This is a genomic window from Mesorhizobium sp. L-8-3 (genome assembly GCF_016756615.1).
Classification (GTDB): domain Bacteria; phylum Pseudomonadota; class Alphaproteobacteria; order Rhizobiales; family Rhizobiaceae.
On sequence record NZ_AP023262.1, the window covers coordinates 4,558,327 to 4,581,511 of the forward strand.

The 23,185-nt window shown below is 63.9% G+C and carries 22 protein-coding genes; 14 read left to right on the forward strand and 8 right to left on the reverse strand.

What is annotated here, in order from left to right:
* Positions 1-39: 39 nt before the first annotated feature.
* Positions 40-1,485 carry a WS/DGAT/MGAT family O-acyltransferase gene (locus JN302_RS21085; RefSeq protein ID WP_202328912.1) on the reverse strand — a complete coding sequence of 482 codons (1,446 nt, stop codon included), beginning with the start codon at positions 1,483-1,485 and terminating at the stop codon, positions 40-42.
* A gap of 273 nt (positions 1,486-1,758) precedes the next feature.
* Between JN302_RS21085 and JN302_RS21090 the strand changes: the two genes are divergently transcribed.
* The 5 genes from JN302_RS21090 (at position 1,759) to JN302_RS21110 (ending at position 8,617) form a co-directional block, all read left to right on the forward strand.
* Entirely contained in the window at positions 1,759-3,447 is a 1,689-nt protein-coding gene (locus tag JN302_RS21090; RefSeq protein ID WP_202304731.1) for a long-chain-fatty-acid--CoA ligase, read from the forward strand.
* Positions 3,448-3,466: 19 nt separating this feature from the next.
* Positions 3,467-3,949 (forward strand): MaoC family dehydratase, encoded by a 483-nt coding sequence (locus JN302_RS21095; protein WP_202304734.1) that lies wholly within the window; start codon positions 3,467-3,469, stop codon positions 3,947-3,949.
* Between the two features lie 42 nt (positions 3,950-3,991).
* Complete coding sequence (locus JN302_RS21100) at positions 3,992-5,701, forward strand: alpha/beta fold hydrolase (protein WP_202328914.1); 1,710 nt, start codon at positions 3,992-3,994, stop codon at positions 5,699-5,701.
* A gap of 169 nt (positions 5,702-5,870) precedes the next feature.
* Entirely contained in the window at positions 5,871-6,662 is a 792-nt protein-coding gene (gene phaZ, locus JN302_RS21105) for a poly(3-hydroxyalkanoate) depolymerase (RefSeq protein ID WP_202328916.1), read from the forward strand.
* Between the two features lie 443 nt (positions 6,663-7,105).
* Complete coding sequence (locus JN302_RS21110) at positions 7,106-8,617, forward strand: IS4 family transposase (protein ID WP_202328917.1); 1,512 nt, start codon at positions 7,106-7,108, stop codon at positions 8,615-8,617.
* Between the two features lie 19 nt (positions 8,618-8,636).
* On the opposite strand, the gene JN302_RS21115 is transcribed toward JN302_RS21110, so the two are convergent.
* The 4 genes from JN302_RS21115 to dapA are packed head-to-tail and all read right to left on the reverse strand — an operon-like array spanning position 8,637 to position 11,667.
* Positions 8,637-9,338 (reverse strand): fumarylacetoacetate hydrolase family protein, encoded by a 702-nt coding sequence (locus JN302_RS21115; RefSeq protein ID WP_202304744.1) that lies wholly within the window; start codon positions 9,336-9,338, stop codon positions 8,637-8,639.
* A 45-nt stretch (positions 9,339-9,383) separates the two neighbouring features.
* A complete protein-coding gene (hpaR, locus tag JN302_RS21120; protein ID WP_202304746.1) occupies positions 9,384-9,860 on the reverse strand; it encodes a homoprotocatechuate degradation operon regulator HpaR in 477 nt (158 codons plus the stop codon).
* Positions 9,861-9,910: 50 nt separating this feature from the next.
* Positions 9,911-10,768, reverse strand: a complete 858-nt coding sequence (locus tag JN302_RS21125) for a fumarylacetoacetate hydrolase family protein (RefSeq protein ID WP_446720764.1) — start codon at positions 10,766-10,768, stop codon at positions 9,911-9,913.
* A complete protein-coding gene (gene dapA, locus JN302_RS21130) occupies positions 10,765-11,667 on the reverse strand; it encodes a 4-hydroxy-tetrahydrodipicolinate synthase (RefSeq protein ID WP_202328918.1) in 903 nt (300 codons plus the stop codon). Before dapA ends, JN302_RS21125 begins: the two co-directional genes overlap by 4 nt.
* Positions 11,668-11,794: 127 nt before the next feature.
* Here dapA and JN302_RS21135 point away from each other — a divergent pair, with 127 nt between their 5' ends.
* The 3 genes from JN302_RS21135 to hpaD all read left to right on the forward strand — a co-directional run bounded on the left by JN302_RS21135 (position 11,795) and on the right by hpaD (position 14,781).
* The gene (locus tag JN302_RS21135; protein WP_202304751.1) at positions 11,795-12,181 is read left to right on the forward strand and encodes a 5-carboxymethyl-2-hydroxymuconate Delta-isomerase; all 387 of its coding nucleotides are present in this window, start codon (positions 11,795-11,797) and stop codon (positions 12,179-12,181) included.
* 10 nt (positions 12,182-12,191) lie between these two features.
* Positions 12,192-13,709 carry a 5-carboxymethyl-2-hydroxymuconate semialdehyde dehydrogenase gene (hpaE, locus tag JN302_RS21140; RefSeq protein ID WP_202328920.1) on the forward strand — a complete coding sequence of 506 codons (1,518 nt, stop codon included), beginning with the start codon at positions 12,192-12,194 and terminating at the stop codon, positions 13,707-13,709.
* A 91-nt stretch (positions 13,710-13,800) separates the two neighbouring features.
* Positions 13,801-14,781, forward strand: a complete 981-nt coding sequence (gene hpaD / locus JN302_RS21145; RefSeq protein ID WP_202328921.1) for a 3,4-dihydroxyphenylacetate 2,3-dioxygenase — start codon at positions 13,801-13,803, stop codon at positions 14,779-14,781.
* 32 nt (positions 14,782-14,813) lie between these two features.
* Here the strand turns inward: hpaD and JN302_RS21150 are convergent, their stop codons facing one another.
* From JN302_RS21150 to JN302_RS21160, 3 genes are read right to left on the reverse strand one after another with little or no spacing between them, the layout of a single operon-like run.
* Entirely contained in the window at positions 14,814-15,230 is a 417-nt protein-coding gene (locus tag JN302_RS21150) for a cupin domain-containing protein (protein WP_202328923.1), read from the reverse strand.
* A 4-nt stretch (positions 15,231-15,234) separates the two neighbouring features.
* Entirely contained in the window at positions 15,235-16,101 is an 867-nt protein-coding gene (locus JN302_RS21155) for a phosphoenolpyruvate hydrolase family protein (RefSeq protein ID WP_202328924.1), read from the reverse strand.
* Positions 16,102-16,108: 7 nt separating this feature from the next.
* A complete protein-coding gene (locus JN302_RS21160; RefSeq protein ID WP_202328925.1) occupies positions 16,109-17,305 on the reverse strand; it encodes a Tm-1-like ATP-binding domain-containing protein in 1,197 nt (398 codons plus the stop codon).
* A 92-nt stretch (positions 17,306-17,397) separates the two neighbouring features.
* Between JN302_RS21160 and JN302_RS21165 the strand changes: the two genes are divergently transcribed.
* The 6 genes from JN302_RS21165 to JN302_RS21190 all read left to right on the forward strand — a co-directional run bounded on the left by JN302_RS21165 (position 17,398) and on the right by JN302_RS21190 (position 23,051).
* Positions 17,398-18,048, forward strand: coding sequence for a TetR/AcrR family transcriptional regulator (locus JN302_RS21165; protein WP_202328926.1), 651 nt, complete (start codon positions 17,398-17,400; stop codon positions 18,046-18,048).
* Positions 18,049-18,444: 396 nt separating this feature from the next.
* Positions 18,445-19,755: an ABC transporter substrate-binding protein gene (locus JN302_RS21170; RefSeq protein WP_202304778.1), complete on the forward strand. Its 1,311-nt coding sequence runs from the start codon at positions 18,445-18,447 to the stop codon at positions 19,753-19,755.
* A gap of 87 nt (positions 19,756-19,842) precedes the next feature.
* Positions 19,843-20,748 (forward strand): carbohydrate ABC transporter permease, encoded by a 906-nt coding sequence (locus tag JN302_RS21175; RefSeq protein WP_202328927.1) that lies wholly within the window; start codon positions 19,843-19,845, stop codon positions 20,746-20,748.
* Between the two features lies 1 nt (position 20,749).
* Positions 20,750-21,709 (forward strand): carbohydrate ABC transporter permease, encoded by a 960-nt coding sequence (locus JN302_RS21180; protein WP_202304782.1) that lies wholly within the window; start codon positions 20,750-20,752, stop codon positions 21,707-21,709.
* Positions 21,706-21,948, forward strand: coding sequence for a hypothetical protein (locus JN302_RS21185; protein WP_202334595.1), 243 nt, complete (start codon positions 21,706-21,708; stop codon positions 21,946-21,948). The genes JN302_RS21180 and JN302_RS21185 overlap by 4 nt, the downstream gene beginning before the upstream one ends.
* Positions 21,945-23,051: an ABC transporter ATP-binding protein gene (locus JN302_RS21190; RefSeq protein ID WP_202328928.1), complete on the forward strand. Its 1,107-nt coding sequence runs from the start codon at positions 21,945-21,947 to the stop codon at positions 23,049-23,051. Before JN302_RS21185 ends, JN302_RS21190 begins: the two co-directional genes overlap by 4 nt.
* Positions 23,052-23,185: the final 134 nt, after the last annotated feature.

A 23,185-nucleotide genomic window follows, 5' to 3' on the forward strand; every position in this document is an offset into this window, starting at 1 on the left:
TATGGGGCTTCGTTCGTGGTTCGGGCAGATGTCGCGATGTCATCGTCGGCTCAGTTCTGAACGGGGTCTCGGCATGGTCTCGACGGCCGACTTCAGCTCGGCGAGCGCTGCGACGAGCAGATCCGCGAGCTTCGCGGCGTCGGGAACCGCCCGCTTGTCGGCGGTGATGCCGAAATCGAGCTTGTCGAGGTAGCTCTGCACCGTGATGTTGAGCGCTATCCCGTGCACGGGGATCGAGACGGGATAGAGCGCAAGGATCCTGGCGCCGGCGCAATAAAGGGGAAAGGGTGGCCCGGCCACGTTGGAGATGGTCAGATTGGTGGTCGACGGCATGACGTCGGCAAGGCCGATGCGGCCATAGAGCTGGGCAAGTCCGGGCAACAGGATCGGCGCCCCGAGCAGCGTATAGTCCTTGGGCGAGACGTCCTTGACCGTGCCGGCCAGCGCCTTGGAATCGCCAGCGGTGCGGCGGATCGCCTGCAGTCGTTCCAGCGGATCGGCGATCTCCGTGGCAATCGGGCATAGCATGCCGAAGACCTGGTTGCTGGCTTCGGCATCGCCCGGCTTCCGCAGCGAGATCGGCACGAAGGCGACGAGCGGCCGCTTCGGCAGCGCTTTCCGTTCCGAAAGATAGGGTCGAAGCGCGCCGGCGCAGATCGCCATCACCACGTCGTTGATCTTGGCGCCCGTCGCCTTGGCCACGAATTTGGCGTCGGTCAGCGACATTTCGCGCGCCGCGAAGGAGCGCTGGCTGGTGATCGTCACGTTGAACGGGGTCTTCGGGGCTAGCACGTCGGGAATGCCGGGCAGCCCGCCCCCGCTTTCACTCTTCTTCGGCAGGAGCATGTCTGTGACCGTGCCGAGCATCTGGGGGATCGCCTCCATCGCCTTCAGTTGCTGGCGCATGACGTTCTGCACGGCATCGTTGATGCCGAGGATGGCGCGTTCCTCTATCGTCGGCTTTCTCGTGGGCTTCTTCGGCTCGGGCGGTTTCACCTTGCGCGGCTCGGGCGACATGTCGAACAGGGCGGCCGCGATCGCCATGCCGGCGCCGCCGTCGATCGCCGCATGGTGCATCTTCGAATAGACGGCGACGTTGCCGTCGCCGAGCCCATCGATCACTGTGATCTGCCAGAGAGGACGGCTGCGGTCCAGCGGCACGGCATGCAGTTCGCCGACCATCTGCTCGAGTTGGGCGAAGCTGCCCGGGGCCGGCAGCGTCGCGCGCTTGATGTGATAGTCGAGGTCCATCTCGCCGGCGTCGACCCAGCCGGGATGGTCGAGTTCGAGCACGGTTCGGGCCAGCTTCTTCTCGAAGACCGGCGCCAGATGCATGCGCGACAGGAAGAAATCCCGGAAATGATGGAAGAACGAACCCGGCAGTTCCGCCGGCGGTTCATAGACGTGGAGGCCCGCCACATGCATCGGCATCTCGGGCGTTTCCATATAGAGAAACGAAGCGTCGATGCCCGTCAGCTGTTTCATCGGGTTCCTCCCGCTCCTCGGTTCCCGGTCAGCGCCGTCTTGCGAAATACGCGCCGCAATTGCCGACGATGAAGTCGAACGGCCACGAAGAGCTCCACATGTGATCATTTGCCGGATTCGTTGCAAAGGCAAGCGGAGCGATGACTTGGCATGGCTTTCCGCTGGGTAAGCGTCCGGGGAATACGATCAGGACGTTCAATGGCCGGTTGCTGCTTTTCAACCGCTGTGGTCGCGTCTAGATTGAGCAAAAAACATTCCTCGGGAGGGGAAGCCATGGAGCGCTTGTGGCTCAAGCACTACCCGGCCGGTGTTCCGGCCGAGGTCAATTTCGACTACTATCCGTCCGTCGCTGCACTGTTCGAAGAGAGCTTCGCGCGCTTCAAGGACGACAAGGCCTATATCTGCATGGACAAGTCGGTCACCTATGGTGATATCGACCTGATGTCACGTGATCTTGCGGCCTATCTGCAAGGGCTCGGCCTCAAGAAGGGCGACCGCGTTGCGTTGATGATGCCGAACCTGCTGCAATACCCGGTGGCCATCGCGGCTGTGCTGAGGGCGGGCTTCATCGCCGTCAACGTCAATCCGCTCTACACGCCGCGGGAGCTGGAGCACCAGCTCAGGGATTCCGGCGCGCTGGCGATCATCATCCTGGAGAATTTCGCGGCGACCCTTCAGCAGGTCATCCGCAACACCTCGATCAAGCACGTCGTCGTCTCCAGCGTCGGCGACCTCTTGGGCTTCGCGAAGGGGACCGTCACCAACTTCGTCGTGCGCAGGGTGAAGAAGGCCGTGCCGGCCTGGTCGCTGCCGGGGTCGGTCAGCCTCAAGGCGGCGCTGGCGACGGGCCGTCACAAGCCGCTCGACGCGCCCGATCTCCAGCCGGACGACGTCGCCGTGCTGCAGTATACCGGCGGAACCACCGGTGTCGCCAAGGGCGCCACGCTGCTTCACCGCACCATCATCGCCAACCTGCTCGCTTCCGAGGCGTGGATGCAGCCGGGCATCAAGCGAAAGCCGACCTCCGGCCAGCTCACCTTCATCTGCGCGCTGCCGCTCTATCACGTTTTCGCCTTCATCAGCTGCGGGCTACTGGCCATGCGCGCCGGCGGGGTCAACATTCTGATTCCCAATCCGCGCGATATCCCCGGCATGGTCAAGGAAATGGCCAAGTACCGCTTCCACCTGATCCCCGGCGTCAACACGCTGTTCAATGCGCTGGCCAGCAATCCGGATTTCGCCAGGCTCGATTTCTCGCAATTGCGGATCGCCAATGGCGGGGCCATGGCCGTTCAGGAGGCCGTGGCCAGGAAGTGGCTGGAAGTGACGGGCTGCCCGATCGTCGAAGGTTATGGCCTCTCCGAGACGTCGGCGGGCATCGCCTGCAACCCGACCGATAACGACGCTTTCACCGGCACGATCGGACTGCCGCTGCCCAATGTGGAGATCCGCCTGCTCGACGACGACGGCAACGATGTGCCGCATGGCGCGCCCGGCGAGATTTCGATCAAGGGTCCTCAGGTGATGGCCGGCTACTGGCAACGCCCCGACGAGACGGCCAAGGTGATGACCCCGGACGGTTTCTTCAAATCCGGCGACGTCGGCATCATGGACGACCGTGGTTACGTCAAGATCGTGGACCGCAAGAAGGACATGATCCTGGTGTCGGGCTTCAACGTATACCCGAACGAGATCGAGGACGTGGTTGCCAGCCATCCCGGCGTGCAGGAATGTGCCGTGGTTGGCGTGCCCGACAAGAATTCGGGCGAGGCCGTGATGGTGTTCGTGGTGAAGCGGGACCCGACGCTCACCAAGGAGGTGCTGCAGGAGTATTGCGCCAAGAACCTCACGGGCTACAAGAAGCCGAAGCATATCGAGTTCCGCACCGACCTTCCGCGCACCAATGTCGGCAAGATTCTTCGCCGCGAGTTGCGCGACGAGGTCATGAAGAAGTCCGCCTGACCCGTCACGAGGATCGCATATGACCGACACGCCACTGACTTTCGCGACCATGCCGACGATGATCGGCAAGGAACTTGGCGTCTCCTCCTGGATCACGGTCGACCAGGAGATGATCAACCAGTTCGCCGAGACGACACGCGACAAGCAGTGGATCCACATCGACGTGGAGCGCGCGAAGCGCGAAAGCCCGTTTCGAGCGCCTGTCGCGCATGGCTATCTCACCCTCTCGCTCGTCGCCGCGATGAGTTACGAGATCGGCGCGCTGCCGGAGGGCACGGCGGCCGCCTTCAACTACGGACTCGACAAGGTCCGGTTCCTCACCCCTGTCAAGGCCGGCGCGCGGGTGCGCATGCGTTCGACGCTGGTTTCCTTCGACGAGAAGGGACCCGGGCAGTTCCTGATGAAAGCCAACAACGTCGTCGAGATCGAGGGCGAGGAAAAGCCGGCGCTGATCGCCGAGACGCTGGCCATGCTCGTCGCCGCGCCTCCGCCAAAGTCCTGATCGGGTCTTGGAGCGGACGGCGGCAGGAAAGGGAGGACTGCAATGGCCAAGGCGCCGAAGAGCGATGGACGGACCATCGCCGACGACATAGCGGAGAATTCCGCGGAGAACACGCTGGCGCTCAATCCGCTGATCGGCGTGCGCAGTCAGGATCTGGTGGCGGCGGCGGGAACGGTGATGAAGGCGCTCGCCAGCCATCCGCAACTCGTCGTCCAGCAATGGATGTCCTTCGCAACCGAGTTCGGCAAGATCGTCGGCGGGCAGTCCGACATCGCCGCGGATCCGAAGGACCGCCGCTTCGCCGATCCCGCCTGGAAGACGAGCGGCATCCACAAGGCGCTGATGCAGTCCTATGTCGCCTGGGGCAAGGCCGTCACCGACCTCGTCGAGAAGACGGATCTGCCTGAGAAGGATGCGGCGCGCGCCCGCCTCATGACATCGATCTTCGTCGACACCATGGCGCCGTCCAACAACCCGCTTCTCAATCCGACGGCAGTGAAGGCCTTCGTCGACAGCGGCGGCAAGAGCGCGCTCAACGGCCTCAGGAACTTCCTCGACGACATGACGAAGAACGGCGGCCTGCCCTCGTCCGTGGACGTCTCCAAATTCAAGGTCGGCGAGAACCTCGCCAACACGCCGGGCATGGTGGTGTTCCGCAACGAGGTGCTGGAACTCGTCCACTATACGGCGACGACGGAGAAGGTCTATCAGCGGCCGTTGCTGGTGGTGCCGCCGCAGATCAACAAATACTATTCGGTCGATCTCTCGCCCGACAAGAGCATGATCAAGTTCCTGCTCGCGAATGGCCTGCAGCCCTATTGCGTGTCCTGGCGCAATCCGACGCCGGAGCAACGCGACTGGGGGTTGGACACCTATATTGCGGCACTCGACGAGGCCTGCGACGCGGCGCGCGAGATCACCGGTTCCGACACGGTCAACATCATGGGCTCCTGCTCGGGCGGCATCACGCTGTCGACCTATGTCGCCTGGCTTGCCGCGCAGGATCTCAAGAAGGTCAATGCGGTCATCCTGGCGGTCTGCGTACTCGACACGATGGCCGCCACCGACAACGACTTCGCCGCGCTGGTCACGCCCGAAAGCGTCATGGCGGCCAAGCAGATGTCCAAGGCGCGCGGCATCCTCGACGGGCAGGACATGGCCAAGATGTTCGCCTGGATGCGCCCGAACGACCTGATCTGGAACTACTGGGTGAACAACTATCTGCTCGGCAACCAGCCGCCGGCCTTCGACGTGCTGTTCTGGAACGCCGACACCACGCGCCTGCCGGCGCGGCTGCACGGCGATTTCCTCGACCTGATCTTCACCAACCCGTTCATGAACCCCGGCAAGCTGTCGATCAACGGCGTCTCGATCGACATGCGCAAGGTCAAGCACGAGACCTATGTCATCGGCGGCACGACCGACCACATCACGCCGTGGAAGGCCGTCTACCAGACGGCTCGTATCTATGGCGACAAGACCACTTTCATCCTGTCGAATTCCGGACATCTGCAGAGCCTGCTCAATCCGCCCGGCAATCCGAAGGCCTGGTACGTCAAGGGCGTCACCAAGGAGAAGGATGCGGATGCCTGGGCGGCGGGGGCCACCAAGCATGAGGGGAGCTGGTGGCTGGACTGGGCCGAATTCCTGAAGGCTAGATCGGGCGACGAGATCGGGGCGCCCAAGACTCCAGGCAGCAAGAAGCACAAGCCGCTCGGTGCTGCGCCCGGGACGTATATCTTCGAGGCGTGAGCTGACTCAATCTTTGCGCTGCCCGTCATCCGCCTGCCCGTTCTCCGCAGCAACTGCGCTGCAGCTGCGGAGGACGGGCAGGCGGATGAGGGGCAGCACAATTAGCACAAAAAGGGGCAGGGGACAGATGAGAGCATCCGCAAAGCGAAGGAGGGCCGAGAGCGCTCCGATGGAGATCAAGGTCTTCGACGTCGATGGGCAATTGCTGCGCACCGGCATCCGGCAGGGCACGGCGGATCGCCCGCCGCTTCTGATGTTCAACGGCATCGGCGCCAATCTGGAACTCGCCGAACCGTTCATGAACGCCCTCGACGATACATCGGGCATCATCTTCGACGTGCCCGGGGTCGGCGGCTCGCCCAAGCCGGCCTTGCCGTACCGGCCATCGACACTCGCGCGCATGGCCAAGCGACTGGTGGAGATCCTCGGCTACGAGCAGGTCGACGTGTCGGGTGTCTCCTGGGGTGGCGGGCTCGCCCAGCAATTCGCCTATCAATATCCTGGCGTGTGCCGGAAGCTCATCCTGGCCGCGACCGCGCCCGGCGTCACCATGGTACCCGGCGCGCCGAAGGTGCTGATGAAGATGGCGAGCCCGCGCCGTTACACCGATCCCGGCTATATGCGCTCGATCGCCGCCGAGATCTATGGCGGCGACTTCCGCAAGGACCCGACGCTGATCGCGCGGCACGCCGCCGCCATGAAAGCCGCCACCCAATATGGCTATATGCTGCAGCTCTTTGCCATGAGCGGCTGGACCAGCCTGCCGTTCCTGTGGCTGCTGCGGCAGCCGACGCTCATCCTGGCTGGCACCGACGACCCTCTGGTGCCGGTCATCAATGCCAGGATGCTGCACGGCATGATCCCGAATTCACGCCTCGAACTGCTCGACGACGGGCATCTGTTCGTCGTCACCAAGCCGAAGCAGTCGGCGGAGATGATCGAGGCATTTCTGAGAGAGTAACCCTTCGGGGCTGGCTGTGTGAGCGCCCGGGCCGGGGCCTTGCGATGGGTTTTTTCTCGCTTGCGGCTACGGAATACCCCTCATCCGACCTCGCCCTGCGGGCGAGGCCACCTTCTCCCACAAGGGGAGAAGGCTGGGGCCTTGCTTCGGCGGCTCTGCAAATCACCGACGTTGACGGTTGGCCGAGGCGCCACTGCAGGGCGTTACCATGGCCCGTTTTGCTGAACTTGACGAACACAACTGCGTTCCCTTCTCCCCTTGTGGGCTAGCGTGTGCACACAAGTGGTTCGTTGTGCTGTCAAGAGGGATTTGTGGTGATCGTGGCTTGAAGCCGTTGAATCGTTTGTGATTCTGTATCTGCCGTTGTTGATTCGGGAGACATCGACTGTGGCACTGTTGCGTCTTGGACACTTCAGCGACCTGCGCCTGCAAAAAAGGGGGACATGGTGCTGGAGCGCGTATGCACGCGGATCAGCACGAGCCTGCGTCAGTTGGCCGACACACGCGCCGAAAAGATCGCGTTCACGCGCTTCTTTGGCAATCCGCGCGTGAGCCCGCTGGAGATCCTGCGCACCGCGGCGGCCCGAGCCGGCGAAGCGGCGGCCGGGCGTCACGTGCTGATCATCGAGGATACCAGCGAGATCAACTATCAGGCCAAGGCCTTGCGCAAGCGCGGCCTTGGCCGGGTCGGCAACGGCACCGATGTCGGCCTGTTCGTGCATCCGGCGCTGGCTGTGGATGCCGCCGACGGCAGCGTGCTGGGCCTTGCCGGTGCCACGATCTGGCGGCGCACCAAGCCCAAGCAGGCGAACTATCAGGCGCTGCCGATCGAGGACAAGGAAAGCCACAAATGGCTCGCCACCGCCCAGGCGGCGCGCCGGGCCTTGCCCGAGACGCCGCTTGCCACGGTGATCGCCGACCGCGAGGGCGACATCTACGAAGTGTTCGCCCGGCTGCCCGACGCGCGCACGCATGTGCTGATCCGCGCCACCAAGGATCGGGCGCTTGCCGAGCACGGCCGCCTGTTCGCCGAAATCGCCAAACAGCCCGAAGCCGGCCGTCTCGTCTTCGAACTGGAGGCCCGCCCCGGCCGGCCGGGACGCACCGTCACCCTCGCCGTCCGCTTTGGCCAGGCCAGCATACGCCAGCCCAAGACCGGCGCCGACCGGCGCGATCCGCGCTCGCTCAGCCTCAACATCGTGGAGGTGCGCGAGATCGATCCGCCATCGCCCAAGGAGGCGGTGATCTGGCGGCTGCTGACCACCCACAGCGTCACCACGCTGGCCGATGCCGCCCGCATCGTCGACCTCTACCGCCGGCGCTGGACCATCGAACAGCTGTTTCGAACCCTGAAGTCGCAGGCCATCGATGTTGAGGAAAGCCTGCTTGCCGACGGCGAGGCGCTCGAACGACTGGCTGCAACCACGCTGGTCGCCGCCACAAGGGTCATGCAACTCGTCCATGGCCGCGATGCGGCCGGCGCCGCCTTCGAGGCGGCGCGGCTGTTCGATCCGGCCGAGATCACCGTCCTCGAGGCGCTGATCCGCAGGCTCGAAGGCAGGACCGAAAAGCAGAAGAACCCGCACCCCCGCACACAGCCTCGCCTGGGCCGCCTGGGGCATTGCCCGGCTCGGCGGATGGACCGGCTATGCCAGCGAACGGCCCCCGGGCCCCATTACATTCACCCGTGGCCTCCGACGCTTCCACGCCATCGCCGAGGGTTTTGCCTTGGCCAGCAGCCTTCAACCACAGATAGATGTGTGCGCACGCTAGCCCTTGTGGGAGAAGGTGGCCTCGCGAAGCGAGGTCGGATGAGGGGTACTGCCGTGACGTGGCGTATCCCGAGCCGCGAGAAGAAGGTGCCGGCAGGCGGATTGGAGGACGGGGCGGGCCAACCGCTGCCGGTTCCCGCTTCGCGCACAAGAATGATGGGTCGGAAGGTTGCCATCTCGTAGCTGACTTGGCGGACCACGCTCACGAAGGTGTGCTGCCGACCCGGATGTCTATCCCTTCCAGCCCGTCGATACCGCCGGTCGCGCGCTGGCCGGGCTTGATCGCGCCGACGCCGGCGGGGGTGCCGGTGAAGATCAGGTCGCCTGGCTGAAGCTCCATGCCTTCGCTGCAGATCGCGACGATGTCTTCGACCGGCCAGATAAGCTCGGCGAGGTCGGCATCCTGCCTGGTCTCGCCGTCGACCGCCAGCCAGATCCGTCCCTTGTCCGGCGTGCGCCACTGCGCGGCGCGGGTGAGGGGGCCGCATGGCGCGGAACGATCGAAGCCTTTCGACCAGTCCCATGGACGCCTCAGCGCCTTGGCTTCGTCCTGCAAGTCGCGACGGGTGAGGTCAATGCCGACGGCATAACCCCAGACATGGTCGAAGGCGGACGCGCGGGAGATTCGGAAGCCGCCCCTGCCGATCGCCACGACAAGCTCGATCTCGTGATGCAGATTTTCCGTCAGCGGCGGATATGGAATCTCGACACCGCTGTCGACCACGGCATCGGCAGGCTTGGCGAAGAAGAAAGGCGGCTCGCGATCGGGGTCGTTGCCCATCTCGCGGGCGTGGGCGGCATAGTTCCTGCCGACGCAGAAGATGCGCCGCACGGGAAAGCGTTCCGCCGATCCCGAAACCGCTACGGAAGGAACAGGGGGCGGAGCGACGACAAATTCGGTCATTCGAAGGTCCTGAATTTCGGTTGCCGGTTTGGGGGAGCAGGCGGGCTACGGCGCGATATTGGCCAGTTCGTCCAGCATGTCGAGCAGGCGCTCGATCTGCTTGGCGCCGTAGCGGGCCTCGAGATCGGCATAGATGGCGCGGCTCTCCGGCGTCACTTCGCGCAGCAGGGCCACCCCGGCGGGCGCGATCGCCAGCAAGGCGCGCCGGCCGTCGCTGGCATCGCGCTCCCGGGTGATCAGCGCGCGATCCTCCAGCGCCTTGATGATGCGGGTGAGGCTCGGCGCCAGCACGCAGGCGCGGTCGGCCACCTCGGTCGCGTCGAGCGGACTGGTTTCGCCGAGCACGCGGATCACGCGCCATTGCTGCTCGGTCACGTCATGGGCGGCGAGCATCGGCCGGAAGCGGCCCATCACTGCCTCGCGCGCGCGCAGCAACGCGATCGGCAGCGAGCGGCGCGTGTCGCGCGGCAGCAGCGTGTCCTCAGGAAGCGCTTGGCGGGTCTGCTTCTGTCGAGAATCCATGGCGCGCACCTTTCACCGTATTGCGATGCGCTGCAAGGCGTTCGTGCGGTTCAGGCCTCGGCCGCCACAGTGTTGCGCAGCGTGCCGACGCCTTCGACCTCCACTTCGACGACGTCGCCCTGCCTCAGCCATTTCGGCGGGTCGAAGCGGGCGCCGGCACCCGTCGGCGTGCCGGTGGCGATCAGGTCTCCCGGCATGAGCGTGGTGAAGGTCGAGACATATTCGACGATGCGCGCGAATGAGAAGGCCATGGACGCAGTCGTGTCGCTCTGGCGGAGCTCGCCGTTCACCCGGGTCTCGATCCGCATGTCGCAGACGTCGATGCCGGACAGGTCGGTTTCGATCCAGGGGCCCAGCCCGCCGGACCGGTCGAAATTCTTGCCCTGGGTGACGTTGAACTTGCCGTGCCGGATCCAGTCGCGGACCGATCCTTCGTTCATGATGGTGAGGCCGGCGACATGAGCAATCGCTTCGGCCCGGGCAATGCGACGACCGGGCTTGCCGATGACGAGCACGATCTCGCCCTCATAGTCGAGCTGCTCGGATTCGCGAGGGATGACCATGGCCTCGCCATGCGGCACGAAGGAAAGCGGAGTGCGCATGAAGAGTGATGGGTATTTCGGCGCTTCCGATCCGTCCTTGTATTCCTCGTTGCGGTTCACGTAGTTGACGCCGACGCAGAAGATCTTGCCGGGATCGGCGATCGGCAGGTCGAGGGCCTGCCCTTCAAGCGGCACGTCGGGCGCGGCAGTGGCGACAATGGCGCGGACATCGTCGAGCAGCCCGTCCTCGATGATCTGCCTGACGCTTCGCCCCTCGAAATGCCGGGAAAGGTCGACGATGCCGCCGTCCTTCACCGCACCCGCCTTGGCCATTCCATAAGCAAGAAAGGTCAGCAACCGCATCAGACAAGTCCCGTCCTGGCAAGTACGCCGTCGAGCCGCTTTTCGAGCTCCGGTGTCGCCGGCACCAGCGGCAGCCGGTGCTCGTTCTCAGGCATGATGCCCAGCCGCTTCATCATATATTTCATCGGTATCGGATTGATGTCGTAGAACACCGCCTTGTTGATCTCGAAGAGCTTGCGGTGAAGGTCGCGCGCCTTGAACAGGTCGCCGGCCCAAACCGCCTCGCACATCTCGGCGAGCGGTTTCGGACGCAGATTGCCGACCGCATTCATCAGCCCGCAGGCGCCGACCGCCATCATGGGAAACGACAGCTCCTCCAGCCCGACGAAGACGCGCAGATCCTCGTCGATCTCCTCGAACAGGTCCGACACATAGGCGAGATCGAGCGATGCATGCTTCATGCCGACAAAGGTCGGACAGGTGTTGTCGATCTCCTTCGCCGTCTCCACCTTCACGTCCACCGCCGCGCGCCCCGGAATATGGTAGATCATCCACGGCTTGTCGTGCAGGGCGTTGAGCTGCCGGTAGTATTCGACGAGACCGCGCTGCGGCGGGCGGGAATAATAAGGCGTCACGATCAGCAGCGCATCGACGCCCTTCTTGCCGGCCGCATGCCTAGTTAGAGCCTCGGTCTCCGCGTAGCTCTGAGAACCGGTGGCAACCACGACCGTGGTCTTGCCGGCGGCGGCTTCCACGGCGACGTCGACGATGCGATTGCGCTCCTCGACGGTCAGCGACGACGGCTCCGACGTGGTGCCGTTGACGAGGATGCCGTGCGAGCCCTCGCGGCGCTGGAACTCGACCAGGCCGGCATAGGCGTCGTAGTCGACCGCGCCGTTCCGGAACGGCGTCACCAATGGCGGGATCGAGCCTTTGAGAAAGTCCTTGTCCAGTTTCAGCATGGCTCTCCTCCGCTTCCCTCGATCTCCATGTCATGCACAGCTGCTTGACATCGATCTAGTTAACACGTTAAGAACATGGTTGCAACGTCGAAAACGAGCGATGTCGCGAAGCCGCGGGGAGGAGCCCATGCCGCATTTCATCGTCGAATACTCGGCCAATCTCGACGGCAAGGTCGATATCAAGGGTCTGTGCGATGCGATCCTCGATGCGGCAATCGATGCTGACGTGTTCGAGCTCGGCGCGATCCGTGTTCGCGCACTGCGCTGCGAGGCCTATGCCATCGCCGACAGGCTGCCGGAAAACGGCTTCGTCGACCTGTCGCTCCGGCTCGCCGCAGGCCGGGCGATCGAGGTGAAAAAGAAGCTGGGCGATGCGGTCTTCGCTGCCGTCGAGAGTTTCCTTGCGCCGCTCTTCGAGACGCCGCATTTCGCGCTGTCCTTCGAGATCCGCGAGATCGATCCGGATTTCAGCTGGAAAAAGAACGCCATCCATCCGCGTCTGCGCGGCAAATAGGGGGAAGACCATGTCGACGCTCGACGAAAACCTCGGCAAGGCCAAGGCCTGGCTGGCGCGGTTCCGCGCCGAGGGCGTGCTCAACCGCATCGGCGGCGAAGCCGTGCCCGCGGCGGACGGCACGACCTTCGAGACCATCTCGCCGATCGACCTCCAGCCGCTCGCCAGTGTGGCCCATGGCAAGGCGGCCGATATCGACCGCGCGGCCAAGGCCGCCAAGGCGGCGTTTCCGGCCTGGGCGGCGATGCCGGGCGAGGCTCGCAAGAGACTGCTGCACAGACTCGCCAACGCGATCGAGGCACGGGCAGAGGAGATCGCCTTCGTCGAATGCATGGACACCGGCCAGGCGTTGAAATTCATGGCGAAGGCCGCGCTGCGCGGCGCGGAGAATTTCCGTTTCTTCGCCGATCGCGCGCCGGAAGCCCGCGACGGCAAGGCGCTCAGGGCCCCGAACCAGCTCAACATTACCACGCGCGTGCCGATCGGTCCGGTCGGCATCATCACCCCGTGGAACACGCCCTTCATGCTGTCGACCTGGAAGATCGCGCCGGCGCTGGCCGCCGGATGCACCGTCGTCCACAAGCCGGCGGAATTTTCGCCGCTGACGGCCAGCCTGCTTGCCGAGATCGCGGAAGAGGCCGGTCTGCCGAAGGGTGTGTGGAACCTCGTCAACGGGCTCGGCGAGGACGCGGGCAAGGCGCTGACGGAGCACCCTGACATCAAGGCGATCGGTTTCGTCGGCGAAAGCCGCACCGGCTCGCTGATCATGAAGCAGGGCGCCGACACGCTGAAACGCGTGCATTTCGAGCTCGGCGGCAAGAACCCGGTCATCGTGTTCGCAGATGCCGATCTCGAACGCGCCGCCGACGCCGCCGTCTTCATGATCTATTCGCTGAACGGCGAGCGCTGCACCTCCTCGTCGCGGCTGCTGGTCGAAGCCGACATCTACGAGGCCTTCACCAGGAAAGTCGCGGAGAAGGCGGCGCGCATCAGGATCGGCCATCCGCTCGATCCGGAGACCACGATCGGCCCGCTGATCCATCCCGTGCACGAAAAGAAAGTGCTGTCCTATTTCGACCTCGCCCGGCAGGAAGGCGCCACGATCGCCACCGGCGGCGAGAAGGCGCAAGGCCCGGGCGGCGGCTGTTACGTGAAGCCGACGCTTTTCACCAATGCCACGAATTCGATGCGCATCGCGCAGGAGGAGATCTTCGGACCGGTGCTCACCGCCATTCCGTTCGAGGACGAGGCCGAGGCGCTGGCGCTGGCCAACGACGTCGACTATGGCCTGACCGGCTATCTCTGGACATCCGATGTCACCCGCGCCCTTCGCTTCACCGAACAGCTCGAGGCCGGCATGATCTGGGTGAATTCGGAGAATGTCCGCCACCTTCCGACACCGTTCGGCGGCGTGAAGAACTCCGGTATCGGCCGGGACGGCGGCGACTGGTCCTTCGACTTCTATATGGAAACCAAGAACATCGCCTTCGCCACGGCTCCGCACGCCATCGCCAGGCTGGGCGGATGACGGGGCTGGATCGGCTTGATCCGGATCAAGGGCGAGGAACGCTGAGCCGTTAGTGTCCCCGAGGGACATGGATCGGACTGGGAGGACGTCGATGCCGCTGCCGAAATGCAATCTCTATCCGCCGTTCAACATCGTGCGACTGTCGCATGTGGAATATGCCGTCACCGACCTTGCGGCGAGCAAGGCGTTCTATGCCGATACGCTCGGTCTGCAGGTGACGCATGAGGATGGCGACGTCGTCACCCTGCGGGCGATGGAAGAGCGCAATCACCACTGCATCGTGCTGAAACGCGGCGCCGATCCGGTCGCCAATGTGCTCGGCTTCAAGGTCTTTTCCGAGGATGATCTTGATCGGGCCAAGGCCTTCTTCGAAGGTAAGGGCCTGCCGGGCGAATGGGTCGAACGGCCATGGCAGGGCCGGACGCTTCGGACCCGGGACCCGCAGGGCATTCCGCTGGAATTCTATGCCGCCATGGAAAGGCTGCCGACGATCCACCAGCAATACAGGCTCTATCGCGGCGTCAAGCCGCTCAGGATAGACCATTTCAACTGCTATTCGACCAGCGTCGATGCCTCCGTCGCCTTCTACAACGAGATCGGCTTCCGGGTGACGGAATATACCGAGGACGAGGAAACGAAGAAGCTGTGGGCGGCCTGGATGCACCGCAAGGGCGGCGTGCACGACATGGCCTTCACCAACGGCCGCGGCCCCCGGCTCCACCATGTCGCCTTCTGGGTGCCGACGCCGCTCAACATCATCGACCTGCTCGACCTGATGTCGACGACGGGCTATCTCGCAAATATCGAGCGCGGGCCGGGCCGGCACGGCATCTCGAACGCCTTTTTCCTTTATGTGCGCGATCCCGACGGCCACCGCATCGAGATCTATTGTTCGGACTATCTCACCGTCGATCCCGACCACGAACCGATCAAGTGGGACCTGAAGGACCCGCAGCGCCAGACGCTGTGGGGGGCGCCGGCGCCGCGAAGCTGGTTCGAGGAGGGCAGCCTGTTCGCCGGTGTCGCCGTCGAGGAGCCGCAACTCAAGGCGCAGCCCATCGTGGCGCCGTAGGGCGCCGCCCGTCCATTCGGTGGAAGCCTGCTTCAGCCCGCCGGTGGCACCAGCCGGAAGTCGGGAAGCTCGCGCAGGGCCAGTTCCGGCCCGGCCGGAGAATAGACGACGAATAGCTGCATCGGCCCGTCGCCGGTGTTGAGGGTGGAGTGGTAGCGGCTCTCTGGCACATAGATCGTGCAGCCCGGCCCGACTTTTCTGACCACCGGGTTCCCGGCTTCGTCCTCGACCATCTGCTCGCCGGTCCCCGAGATCACGAAGATGATCTCTTCCGCGCCGGGATGGTTGTGGCGCGAATGGCCCTGGCCTGCGGCGAGATCGACCACGCCGCCGGAAAAGCGTTCGGCCCCGTTGACTTCGGGCGCGACCGTCAGCGCCAGCCGGCCCCAATCGAAGGCGAAGGTGTCCACCTCCTTCGGGTAGCGGAACATCCTGTCTGCGTCGCTCATCGTCTCATCCCTTCTTGCTTTTCGGCTTGGCGTCGGCGCCGCCAAGCGCGATTGCCTTGAAATCCGCAGTCTGTCTGGCGATCGCGGCTTCGGCCGGCAGGCGCTCCATGCTGGAGGCGCCGTAGAAACCGTGCAAGCCTTCCGACCGCTCGAGGATGTAACGCGCGTCGTCGGGCATCGAGATCGGACCGCCGTGGCACAGCATGATCACGTCCTTGCGGATCGAACGCGCGGCCTCGGCGATCGCGTCGATCTCCTTCACGCAATCGTCGAGCGACTTGGCGCTGGTGGCGCCGATCGAGCCGCCGGTCGTGACGCCCATATGCGCCACGACGATGTCCGCGCCGGCCTTGGTCATCGCCCTGGCTTCGTCGGGATTGAAGACATAGGGCGTGGTCAAGAGGTCCAGATCGTGGGCTGCCGCGATCATGTCGACTTCGAGGCCGAAACCCATGCCGGTCTCCTCGAAACTCACCCGCATGTTGCCGTCGAAAAGGCCGATGGTCGGGAAGTTCTGGACCCCGGAGAAGCCCATGTCCTTCAATTCGGCGAGGAAGCGCGGCATCAGCATGAAAGGATCGGTGCCGTTGACGCCTGCCAGGACCGGCGTCTTCTTCACCACCGGTAGCACTTCGACCGCCATCTCCTTCACGATCTCGTTGGCGTTGCCGTAGGCGAGCAGGCCCGCCGCCGAGCCGCGACCCGCCATACGGTAGCGGCCGGAATTGTAGATGATGATAAGGTCGATGCCTCCTGCCTCCTCGGCCTTGGCGGAAAGGCCGGTGCCGGCGCCGCCCCCGACGATCGGCACGCCGTCGGCGATCATCTTGCGAAACTTCTCGAGGATCTTCTTGCGTGGGATTGCCGGCATCGGGGTCTCATTCTCCTGAAATGGCGCGGAAGGCCTCTGCGGCGGCGGCCGCGAAGGCGGGATCGTTGATGTGGAGCGGCAAGCGAAGGACGCGGCGGTCGCCGGTGTGGACGACCGTTTCCTCGATCGCGGCGAAGAGGGCGGCGTCCGCATCGGGATCGAAGAAGGCTCCGCCTTCGATATCGAGGGCCGACACGCCCTTCTCCGGGAGGAGAAAGCGCACCGGTCCGTCGCAGGCGTTCAGCTTCCGTCCGATCCAGGCGCCGATGACACGGCATTCCTCAGCGGTCGTGCGCATGAGGGTCACGTTCGGATTGTGCTGGTAGAAGAGCCTGTCGCGGTAGCGTTCCGGTACGGTCGAGCGCGCCCAGAAATTCACCATGTCGAGGGCGCCGACGGAGCCGACATAAGGAAGCCGACGGCGGGCGACGGCACCGAAGCGGTCCTCGGTCGCCGGCAGCACACCGCCCAGCAAGAGGTCGCAGACTTCGGTGGTCGTGATGTCGATGATCCCCTGAAGCAGACCGCTGTCGGCAAGTTTCTCCATGGCGCGTCCGCCCGTGCCGGTGGCATGGAAGACCAGGCAGTCATAACGTTCGCGCAGCGTCGCGACGATCGCCGTGACGCAGGGCGTCGTCACGCCGAACATGGTGAGGCCCAATGCCGGCTTGCCTTCGGCACGCGGGGCAGGGCGCAGGGCCATGCCCGAAATCATCTGCGCCGCATTGTGGAGGATGACGCGGGAGAGCCGGTTGAGCCCGGCCATGTCGGTCACCGAAGGCACCATGACGATGTCGGAAACGTCGACGAAGGGCGCGACGTTGCCGGAAGCGAGCGTCGAGACCATCACCTTCGGCAGGCCGAGCGGCAGGCCGCGCATGCCGGCGGTGATGATCGACGTGCCGCCGCCGCCGCCGATGCCGATCACGCCTGCGATATCCTCCCGCGCCGAGATGAAGCGTGAGAATGCGATGGTCATCGCCGCGACGGCGTCGCCGCGATCATCCGCACCAAGCGCAGCGTCGGCGCCGTCCGGATGGCAGGCGGCGACTTCCGATGCGGGGATGTCGACATCGGCTGCCGGTGGCCGGGTGCCGACGTCCACGCGCATGACATGGCCGCCCGCCGCGACGATGGCATCCGACAGGAAGGCCAGTTCCTCGCCCTTCGTGTCGGCCGTGCCGACGACATAGATGCGCTTCATGAGGTCCCCGCCCTCCTGCCCGTCCACGTTCGCGTCTCGAATGCCGGTGCGCAGATGTTGCAATCGAAATGAGACGATAGTATCGTATTGACATGGATGTCTCACGTCAAGAACAGGGTCTCGCCGATGCCGTCGAGCGTGGGCCGCGCGCCAGGACGCGGCGGTTGATGCTGGAGACGGCGACGCGGTTGATGCAGGGTGGGGCCATCCCCTCCGTCACCGAGGTGGCGGAGGCCGCGCAAGTGTCGCGCGCAACAGCCTATCGCTATTTTCCCACCCAGGCCGCGCTGGTCCATGCGGTCGTCGATGAGGCCCTCGGCCCCATACTCGAATGGCGCTCGGATTCGTTCGACGCCGAGAAGCGGACACGCGACCTGTTCGGCAGCGCCATGCCGCGCATAGATGCCTTCGAGGCGACCTTCCGGGCCGCGCTGAAGCTCTCGCTCGATCAATGGGCCGCCCGGCAGGCCGGAACGTTCGGACCTGAGCCGCCCTTCACGCGCGGCCACCGTATCGATCTGCTGCGCGACGCCATCGCGCCGCTGCGCGGGCAGGTGCCCGAGGCGGCTTTCGACCGGCTCGCCAAGGCTTTGTCGCTGCTGTTCGGCATCGAGGCATTGGTGGTGCTGAAGGATATCTGGGGCGTCGACGCCGAGGAAACGCGGTCAATAACCGAATGGGCAGCGACGGCGCTCGTCCGCGCCGTCGCTGCGCAGGCGGCCTGGCCCGAAGATCGCTCATAAGGCCAGGCTATGACGTCCGAACTGGTAGGACCAATTCTCTGGACTGAGTGGCGTGACCCCAAAAGCTGTTCTTTGCCTGCAAACGATTACACAATCTCGCAAATGCGAGACTATGCAAATGAACGGCTTGTCCATAGGGCGCGGATCGTGTTGTGACCGGGAGTGGCAAGAAAACAGCTTGACCGATATCAGCAATTGGTAATACCAGATTGAGACGGAAAGAATGCAGTCCAAGCGGGTGCGCTGGCGCCTGTTCAGGGCTGGACCGTTCGGGGAGCGCAGGGGAGGAGACCGGCGTCCGGATGGTTGAAGGTCTGCTCATGCAGGCAATCGCCGCGACCTGCTCGCGGGGCGCGGACGACGAGGAAGGGTAAGCGCAAACGGGAGGAAGTCATCATGCACAGGTCAATAACCGGCATGCTTGCCGGTATCGGGTTCACGCTTGCCTGCGGAACGTCCGCGTTCGCGCAGGAACTCACCATCTTCTGGGCGGAATGGGATCCCGCCAACTACCTGCAGGAACTCGCCAACGAGTATGAGAAGGAGACCGGGGTCAAGGTCACGGTCGAGACCACGCCGTGGTCGGACTTCCAGACGAAGGCCTTCACCGAATTCAACGCCAGGGGCAGTGCCTACGATATGGTCGTCGGCGACTCGCAATGGATCGGCGCCGCCTCGGAGGCCGGCCACTATGTCGACCTCAGCCAGTTCTTCGCCGAGCACAAGCTGACCGAGACGATGGCGCCCGCCACCGTCAAATATTATGCCGAATATCCGGCCGCCTCCGGCAAATACTGGTCCGTGCCTGCCGAGGGCGACGCCGTCGGCTGGTCCTATCGCAAGGACTGGTTCGAAGATCCGAAGGAGATGGAGGCGTTCAAGGCCAAATATGGCTACGACCTCGCTCCGCCGAAGGATTTCAAGCAATTGCGTGACATCGCCGAGTTCTTCCACCGTCCGGACGAAAAACGCTACGGCATCGCCATCTACACCGACAACTCCTATGATGCGCTGGTGATGGGCGTCGAGAACGCCATCTTCTCCTATGGTGGCGAGCTTGGCGATTACGCGACCTACAAGGTCGACGGCATCATCAACTCCGAGCAGAACGTCAAGGCGCTCGAGCTCTACAAGGAACTCTACGGCTTCACGCCTCCGGGCTGGGCCAAGAGCTTCTTCATCGAGGACAACCAGGCGATCACCGAAAACCTGGCCGCGATGAGCATGAACTACTTCGCGTTCTTCCCGGCGCTGGTGAACGAGGCGTCGAACCCGAACGCCAAGAACACCGGCTTCTTCGCCAATCCGGCCGGGCCGAACGGCGACCAGTTTGCCGCGCTTGGCGGACAGGGCATCTCGATCGTGAGCTATTCGGAGAACCAGGAAGAGGCCTTCAAGTTCCTCGAATGGTTCGTCAAGGACGAGACGCAGAAGAAGTGGGCCGAGCTCGGCGGCTACACCTGCAACAAGGCGGTGCTCGAGAGCGCCGAGTTCCAGAACGCGACGCCGTACAACAAGGCCTTCTACGACACCATGTTCAAGGTGAAGGACTTCTGGGCGACGCCGGAATATGCGGAGCTGCTGATCCAGATGAACCAGCGGGTCTATCCATACGTCACCGGCAACCAGGGCACGGCGAAGGAAACGCTCGACGCGCTCGCCGCCGACTGGAACGCCACTTTCAAGAAGTACAACCGCATGCAGTAGGCGCGGTCTGAGATCGGAGGGGGCGCGCCCGTCCCCTCCGATCTTTTTTCAGCGGTCGAGAATCAGAGTACGGGGAAGGAACCGGCCTTGGCCACCGCAGTCATAGCAACGCTGGATCCGAAATCGCGCGCCGCCTCCCGCGGCTTGAGCGACATCACGATCCGCAATCTCTTCATCATCCCGACGATCCTCTTCCTGATCGTCTTCAACATCTTCCCGCTGATGTATTCGCTCGGCTATTCCTTCACCGACTTCCGCGCCTCGTCTCCGGCGGCCGCGAATTTCGTCGGGTTGCAGAACTATCGCGAGCTGCTCAACGACCCCTTCATCTGGTCGAACTTCGCCATCACTGCGAAATACGTCATCGTCTCGGTCGTCGGCCAGGTGATCGTCGGCTTCGGCGTGGCGCTGCTCCTCAACCGCGACATCCCCTTCAAGGGTCTGATCACCACGCTGCTTCTCTTGCCGATGATGCTCTCCATGGCCGTCGTCGGCCTGTTCTGGAAGCTGCTCTACGACCCGTCCTTCGGCATAATCAACCACGTGCTGAGGCTTGGCACGTTCGAGTGGCTGTCCAACCCGGACATGGCGCTCTATGCGGTGGCCATCACCGACATATGGATGTGGTCGCCCTTTGTGATGCTGCTGTCGCTCGCAGGGCTCTCGGCCGTGCCGAAGCACCTCTACGAGGCCGCGGCAATCGACCGCGCCGGCACTTTCTACACCTTCTTCCGCATCACGCTGCCGCTGGTCGCGCCGATCCTGATGATCGCGATCATCTTTCGCACCATGGAGGCGTTCAAGACCTTTGACCTCGCCTACATCCTGACCAGCCAGCCGACCACCGAGGTGATCTCGATCCGGCTCTACAAGATGGCCTTCCAGGAATGGCAGACGGGGCGCTCCTGCGCGCTCGCCTACATCGTGCTGATCATGATCCTGGCGATCACCAATATCTACGTGAAGTACCTCAACAAGGTGAAGGAACGCTGAGATGGCCGCCGTCAAGACATCCGGCGAAAGGGCGCTGAACCGTGTCGCCGTCGTCGCGGTTGTCGTTATCACGCTGATCTTTCTCGCGCCGATCTACTGGATCGTGTCGACGTCGTTCAAACCGCGCAACCTGTCGACAACCATTCCGCCGACGATCGTCTTTACGCCGGAAGTGTCGCCCTTCGTAAAACTCTTCACCAAGCGCTCGCAACTGCGCGCGCCGCCGACGCCCGAGGAATACGCAGCGGCGCCGTGGTGGGAACGCATGGTGTTCGACGGCGGCGAGAAGGTCGTCCGCGACGGCAAAGGCAATGTTCAGTGGTCGGCCTATCCGAGCCGCTTCATGAACTCGCTAATCATCGCCATCACCTCGACCGTTCTCGCCGTGTCCATGGGCACGATCACCGCCTACGGTTTCTCCCGCTTCCGGGTGAAGGGCGAGGCGGATCTGCTCTTCTTCATATTGTCGACGCGCATGCTGCCGCCCGTGGTGGTGGCGATCCCGATGTTCCTGATGTATCGCGCCGTTGGCCTCAACGACACGCATTGGGGCCTGATCATCCTCTATACGGCGTTCAACCTCTCCTTCTCGGTCTGGTTGATGAAGGGCTTCATCGACGAGATCCCGAAGGAGTATGAGGAAGCAGCACTCGTGGACGGCTACACGCGCATGGAGGCATTCTTCAAGATCGTCATTCCCGAAGCCGCAACCGGCATCGCGGCCACCGCCGTCTTCTGCTTCATCACCGCGTGGAACGAATATGCCTTCGCGCTGATCATGACCAACCGCCGCGCCCAGACCGCGCCGCCCTTCATCCCCAGCCAGGTCGGCTCGGGCCTGCCGGACTGGACGGTGATCGCCGCCGGTACGTTCCTCTTCCTGCTACCGGTCGCGATCTTCACCTTCCTGCTTCGCAACCACCTGCTGCGCGGCATGTCCTTCGGAGCGATCCGCAAATGATCGGCAGCGCCAAGCTTCAGCGTATCGCGGAGATCGTGATGGTGCTCGGCATCGTCGCGCTCTGCCAGCCCTGGAACCTCTTCCTCCACCGCTACGGAGTGACCATAATCCTGATCGGACTTCTGACCTTTCTGTTCACCGGCTGGTTCGGCAAACCGCAGAGCGACAAGGAAAGCATCGACGGCGTCTTCGACGTCTCCGACCACCATGAGGGCCGCCGGCATGGGGGCAACTCATGACCCAGATCGAGCTTCGCGGCGTCCAGAAATACTTCGGCGCCGTCCAGGTCATCAAGAACCTCGACCTCAAGATCGAGGACAACGAGTTCATTGTGCTGCTCGGCCAGTCGGGTTGCGGCAAGACGACGACGCTGCGCGCCATCGCGGGGCTTGAGACGATCGATGAGGGCGACATCCTCATCGACGGCCAGGCGGTGCAGCATCTCAAATGCTCGGACCGGGACATCGCAATGGTGTTCCAGTCCTTCTCGCTCTATCCGCACATGACCGTCTACGAGAACATCGCCTTCCCGCTGCGCGCGACGCGCATGAACCGTACGGAGGTCGACAAGGAAGTGCGCGAGATCGCCAAGGTGCTGCGCATCACGAACCTGCTCGACCGGAAGCCGTCGGCGCTGTCGGGCGGCGACATGCAGCGGGTGGCGATCGGTCGCGCGCTGGTCCGCCGGCCCAAGGCGATGCTTATGGACGAGCCGATCGGAGCCCTCGACGCCAAGCTGCGCGAGGAGATGCGCACCGAAATCAAACGCCTGCACCTGAAGCAGGGCTCGACCACGATCTACGTCACCCACGACCAGATCGAGGCCATGGCGCTCGCCGACCGGATCGTCATCATGCATGAAGGCGTGCTGCAGCAGATCGGATCGCCGGAAGAAGTCTATTCGCGCCCGGCCAATCTGTTCGTCGCGGGGTTCGTCGGCAGTCCCGTGATGAATGTTGCCGACGCGACCGTTTCGGAGTCGGGTGGCTCTGCGCGCGTCATCGTCGCCGGCGAGCCCGAAGGGTTTGCGTTTCCGCGCGAGCTCCTGGGCAAGCTCAACGGCAAGGCCGCATCAGGCGGAGTGTCGCTCGGCATCCGGCCGGAAGGCGTGCTGGTCGACCATGAGGCGCGGGAAGGCTTTCTGCCGGTCGAGGCGCACATCATCGAACCGCTCGGGGCCTACGACATCGTAGACCTCAAGGTGGGCGACCAGATGCTGCGGGCGCGCACGCGCAGCGGCTACGTCGCCCGTGCGGGCGACCGCGTCTTCGCCCGCATCGATCCCTCACAGGCGCATTTCTTCGACAAGGAAAGCGGCAATTCACTTGGGGTGAGGTTGTGACGGCTTACCCCTCATCCGACCTCGCTTCGCGAGGCCACCTTCTCCCACAGGGGGAGAAGGGAACGCTTGCAGCCTGCTTCTCGGCCAATAGTCAATGTCGGGTGACTTGCGGAGCCGGCAGGGCCAGGCGCCGG

Coding starts and splice junctions, on each gene's coding strand:
- JN302_RS21085 (WP_202328912.1), bottom strand. CDS start 1,485: ATGAAACAGCTGACGGGCATCGACGCTTCGTTTCTCTATATGGAAACG.
- JN302_RS21090 (WP_202304731.1), top strand. CDS start 1,759: ATGGAGCGCTTGTGGCTCAAGCACTACCCGGCCGGTGTTCCGGCCGAG.
- JN302_RS21095 (WP_202304734.1), top strand. CDS start 3,467: ATGACCGACACGCCACTGACTTTCGCGACCATGCCGACGATGATCGGC.
- JN302_RS21100 (WP_202328914.1), top strand. CDS start 3,992: ATGGCCAAGGCGCCGAAGAGCGATGGACGGACCATCGCCGACGACATA.
- phaZ (WP_202328916.1), top strand. CDS start 5,871: ATGGAGATCAAGGTCTTCGACGTCGATGGGCAATTGCTGCGCACCGGC.
- JN302_RS21110 (WP_202328917.1), top strand. CDS start 7,106: ATGGTGCTGGAGCGCGTATGCACGCGGATCAGCACGAGCCTGCGTCAG.
- JN302_RS21115 (WP_202304744.1), bottom strand. CDS start 9,338: ATGACCGAATTTGTCGTCGCTCCGCCCCCTGTTCCTTCCGTAGCGGTT.
- hpaR (WP_202304746.1), bottom strand. CDS start 9,860: ATGGATTCTCGACAGAAGCAGACCCGCCAAGCGCTTCCTGAGGACACG.
- dapA (WP_202328918.1), bottom strand. CDS start 11,667: ATGCTGAAACTGGACAAGGACTTTCTCAAAGGCTCGATCCCGCCATTG.
- JN302_RS21135 (WP_202304751.1), top strand. CDS start 11,795: ATGCCGCATTTCATCGTCGAATACTCGGCCAATCTCGACGGCAAGGTC.
- hpaE (WP_202328920.1), top strand. CDS start 12,192: ATGTCGACGCTCGACGAAAACCTCGGCAAGGCCAAGGCCTGGCTGGCG.
- hpaD (WP_202328921.1), top strand. CDS start 13,801: ATGCCGCTGCCGAAATGCAATCTCTATCCGCCGTTCAACATCGTGCGA.
- JN302_RS21150 (WP_202328923.1), bottom strand. CDS start 15,230: ATGAGCGACGCAGACAGGATGTTCCGCTACCCGAAGGAGGTGGACACC.
- JN302_RS21155 (WP_202328924.1), bottom strand. CDS start 16,101: ATGCCGGCAATCCCACGCAAGAAGATCCTCGAGAAGTTTCGCAAGATG.
- JN302_RS21160 (WP_202328925.1), bottom strand. CDS start 17,305: ATGAAGCGCATCTATGTCGTCGGCACGGCCGACACGAAGGGCGAGGAA.
- JN302_RS21165 (WP_202328926.1), top strand. CDS start 17,398: ATGGATGTCTCACGTCAAGAACAGGGTCTCGCCGATGCCGTCGAGCGT.
- JN302_RS21170 (WP_202304778.1), top strand. CDS start 18,445: ATGCACAGGTCAATAACCGGCATGCTTGCCGGTATCGGGTTCACGCTT.
- JN302_RS21180 (WP_202304782.1), top strand. CDS start 20,750: ATGGCCGCCGTCAAGACATCCGGCGAAAGGGCGCTGAACCGTGTCGCC.
- JN302_RS21185 (WP_202334595.1), top strand. CDS start 21,706: ATGATCGGCAGCGCCAAGCTTCAGCGTATCGCGGAGATCGTGATGGTG.
- JN302_RS21190 (WP_202328928.1), top strand. CDS start 21,945: ATGACCCAGATCGAGCTTCGCGGCGTCCAGAAATACTTCGGCGCCGTC.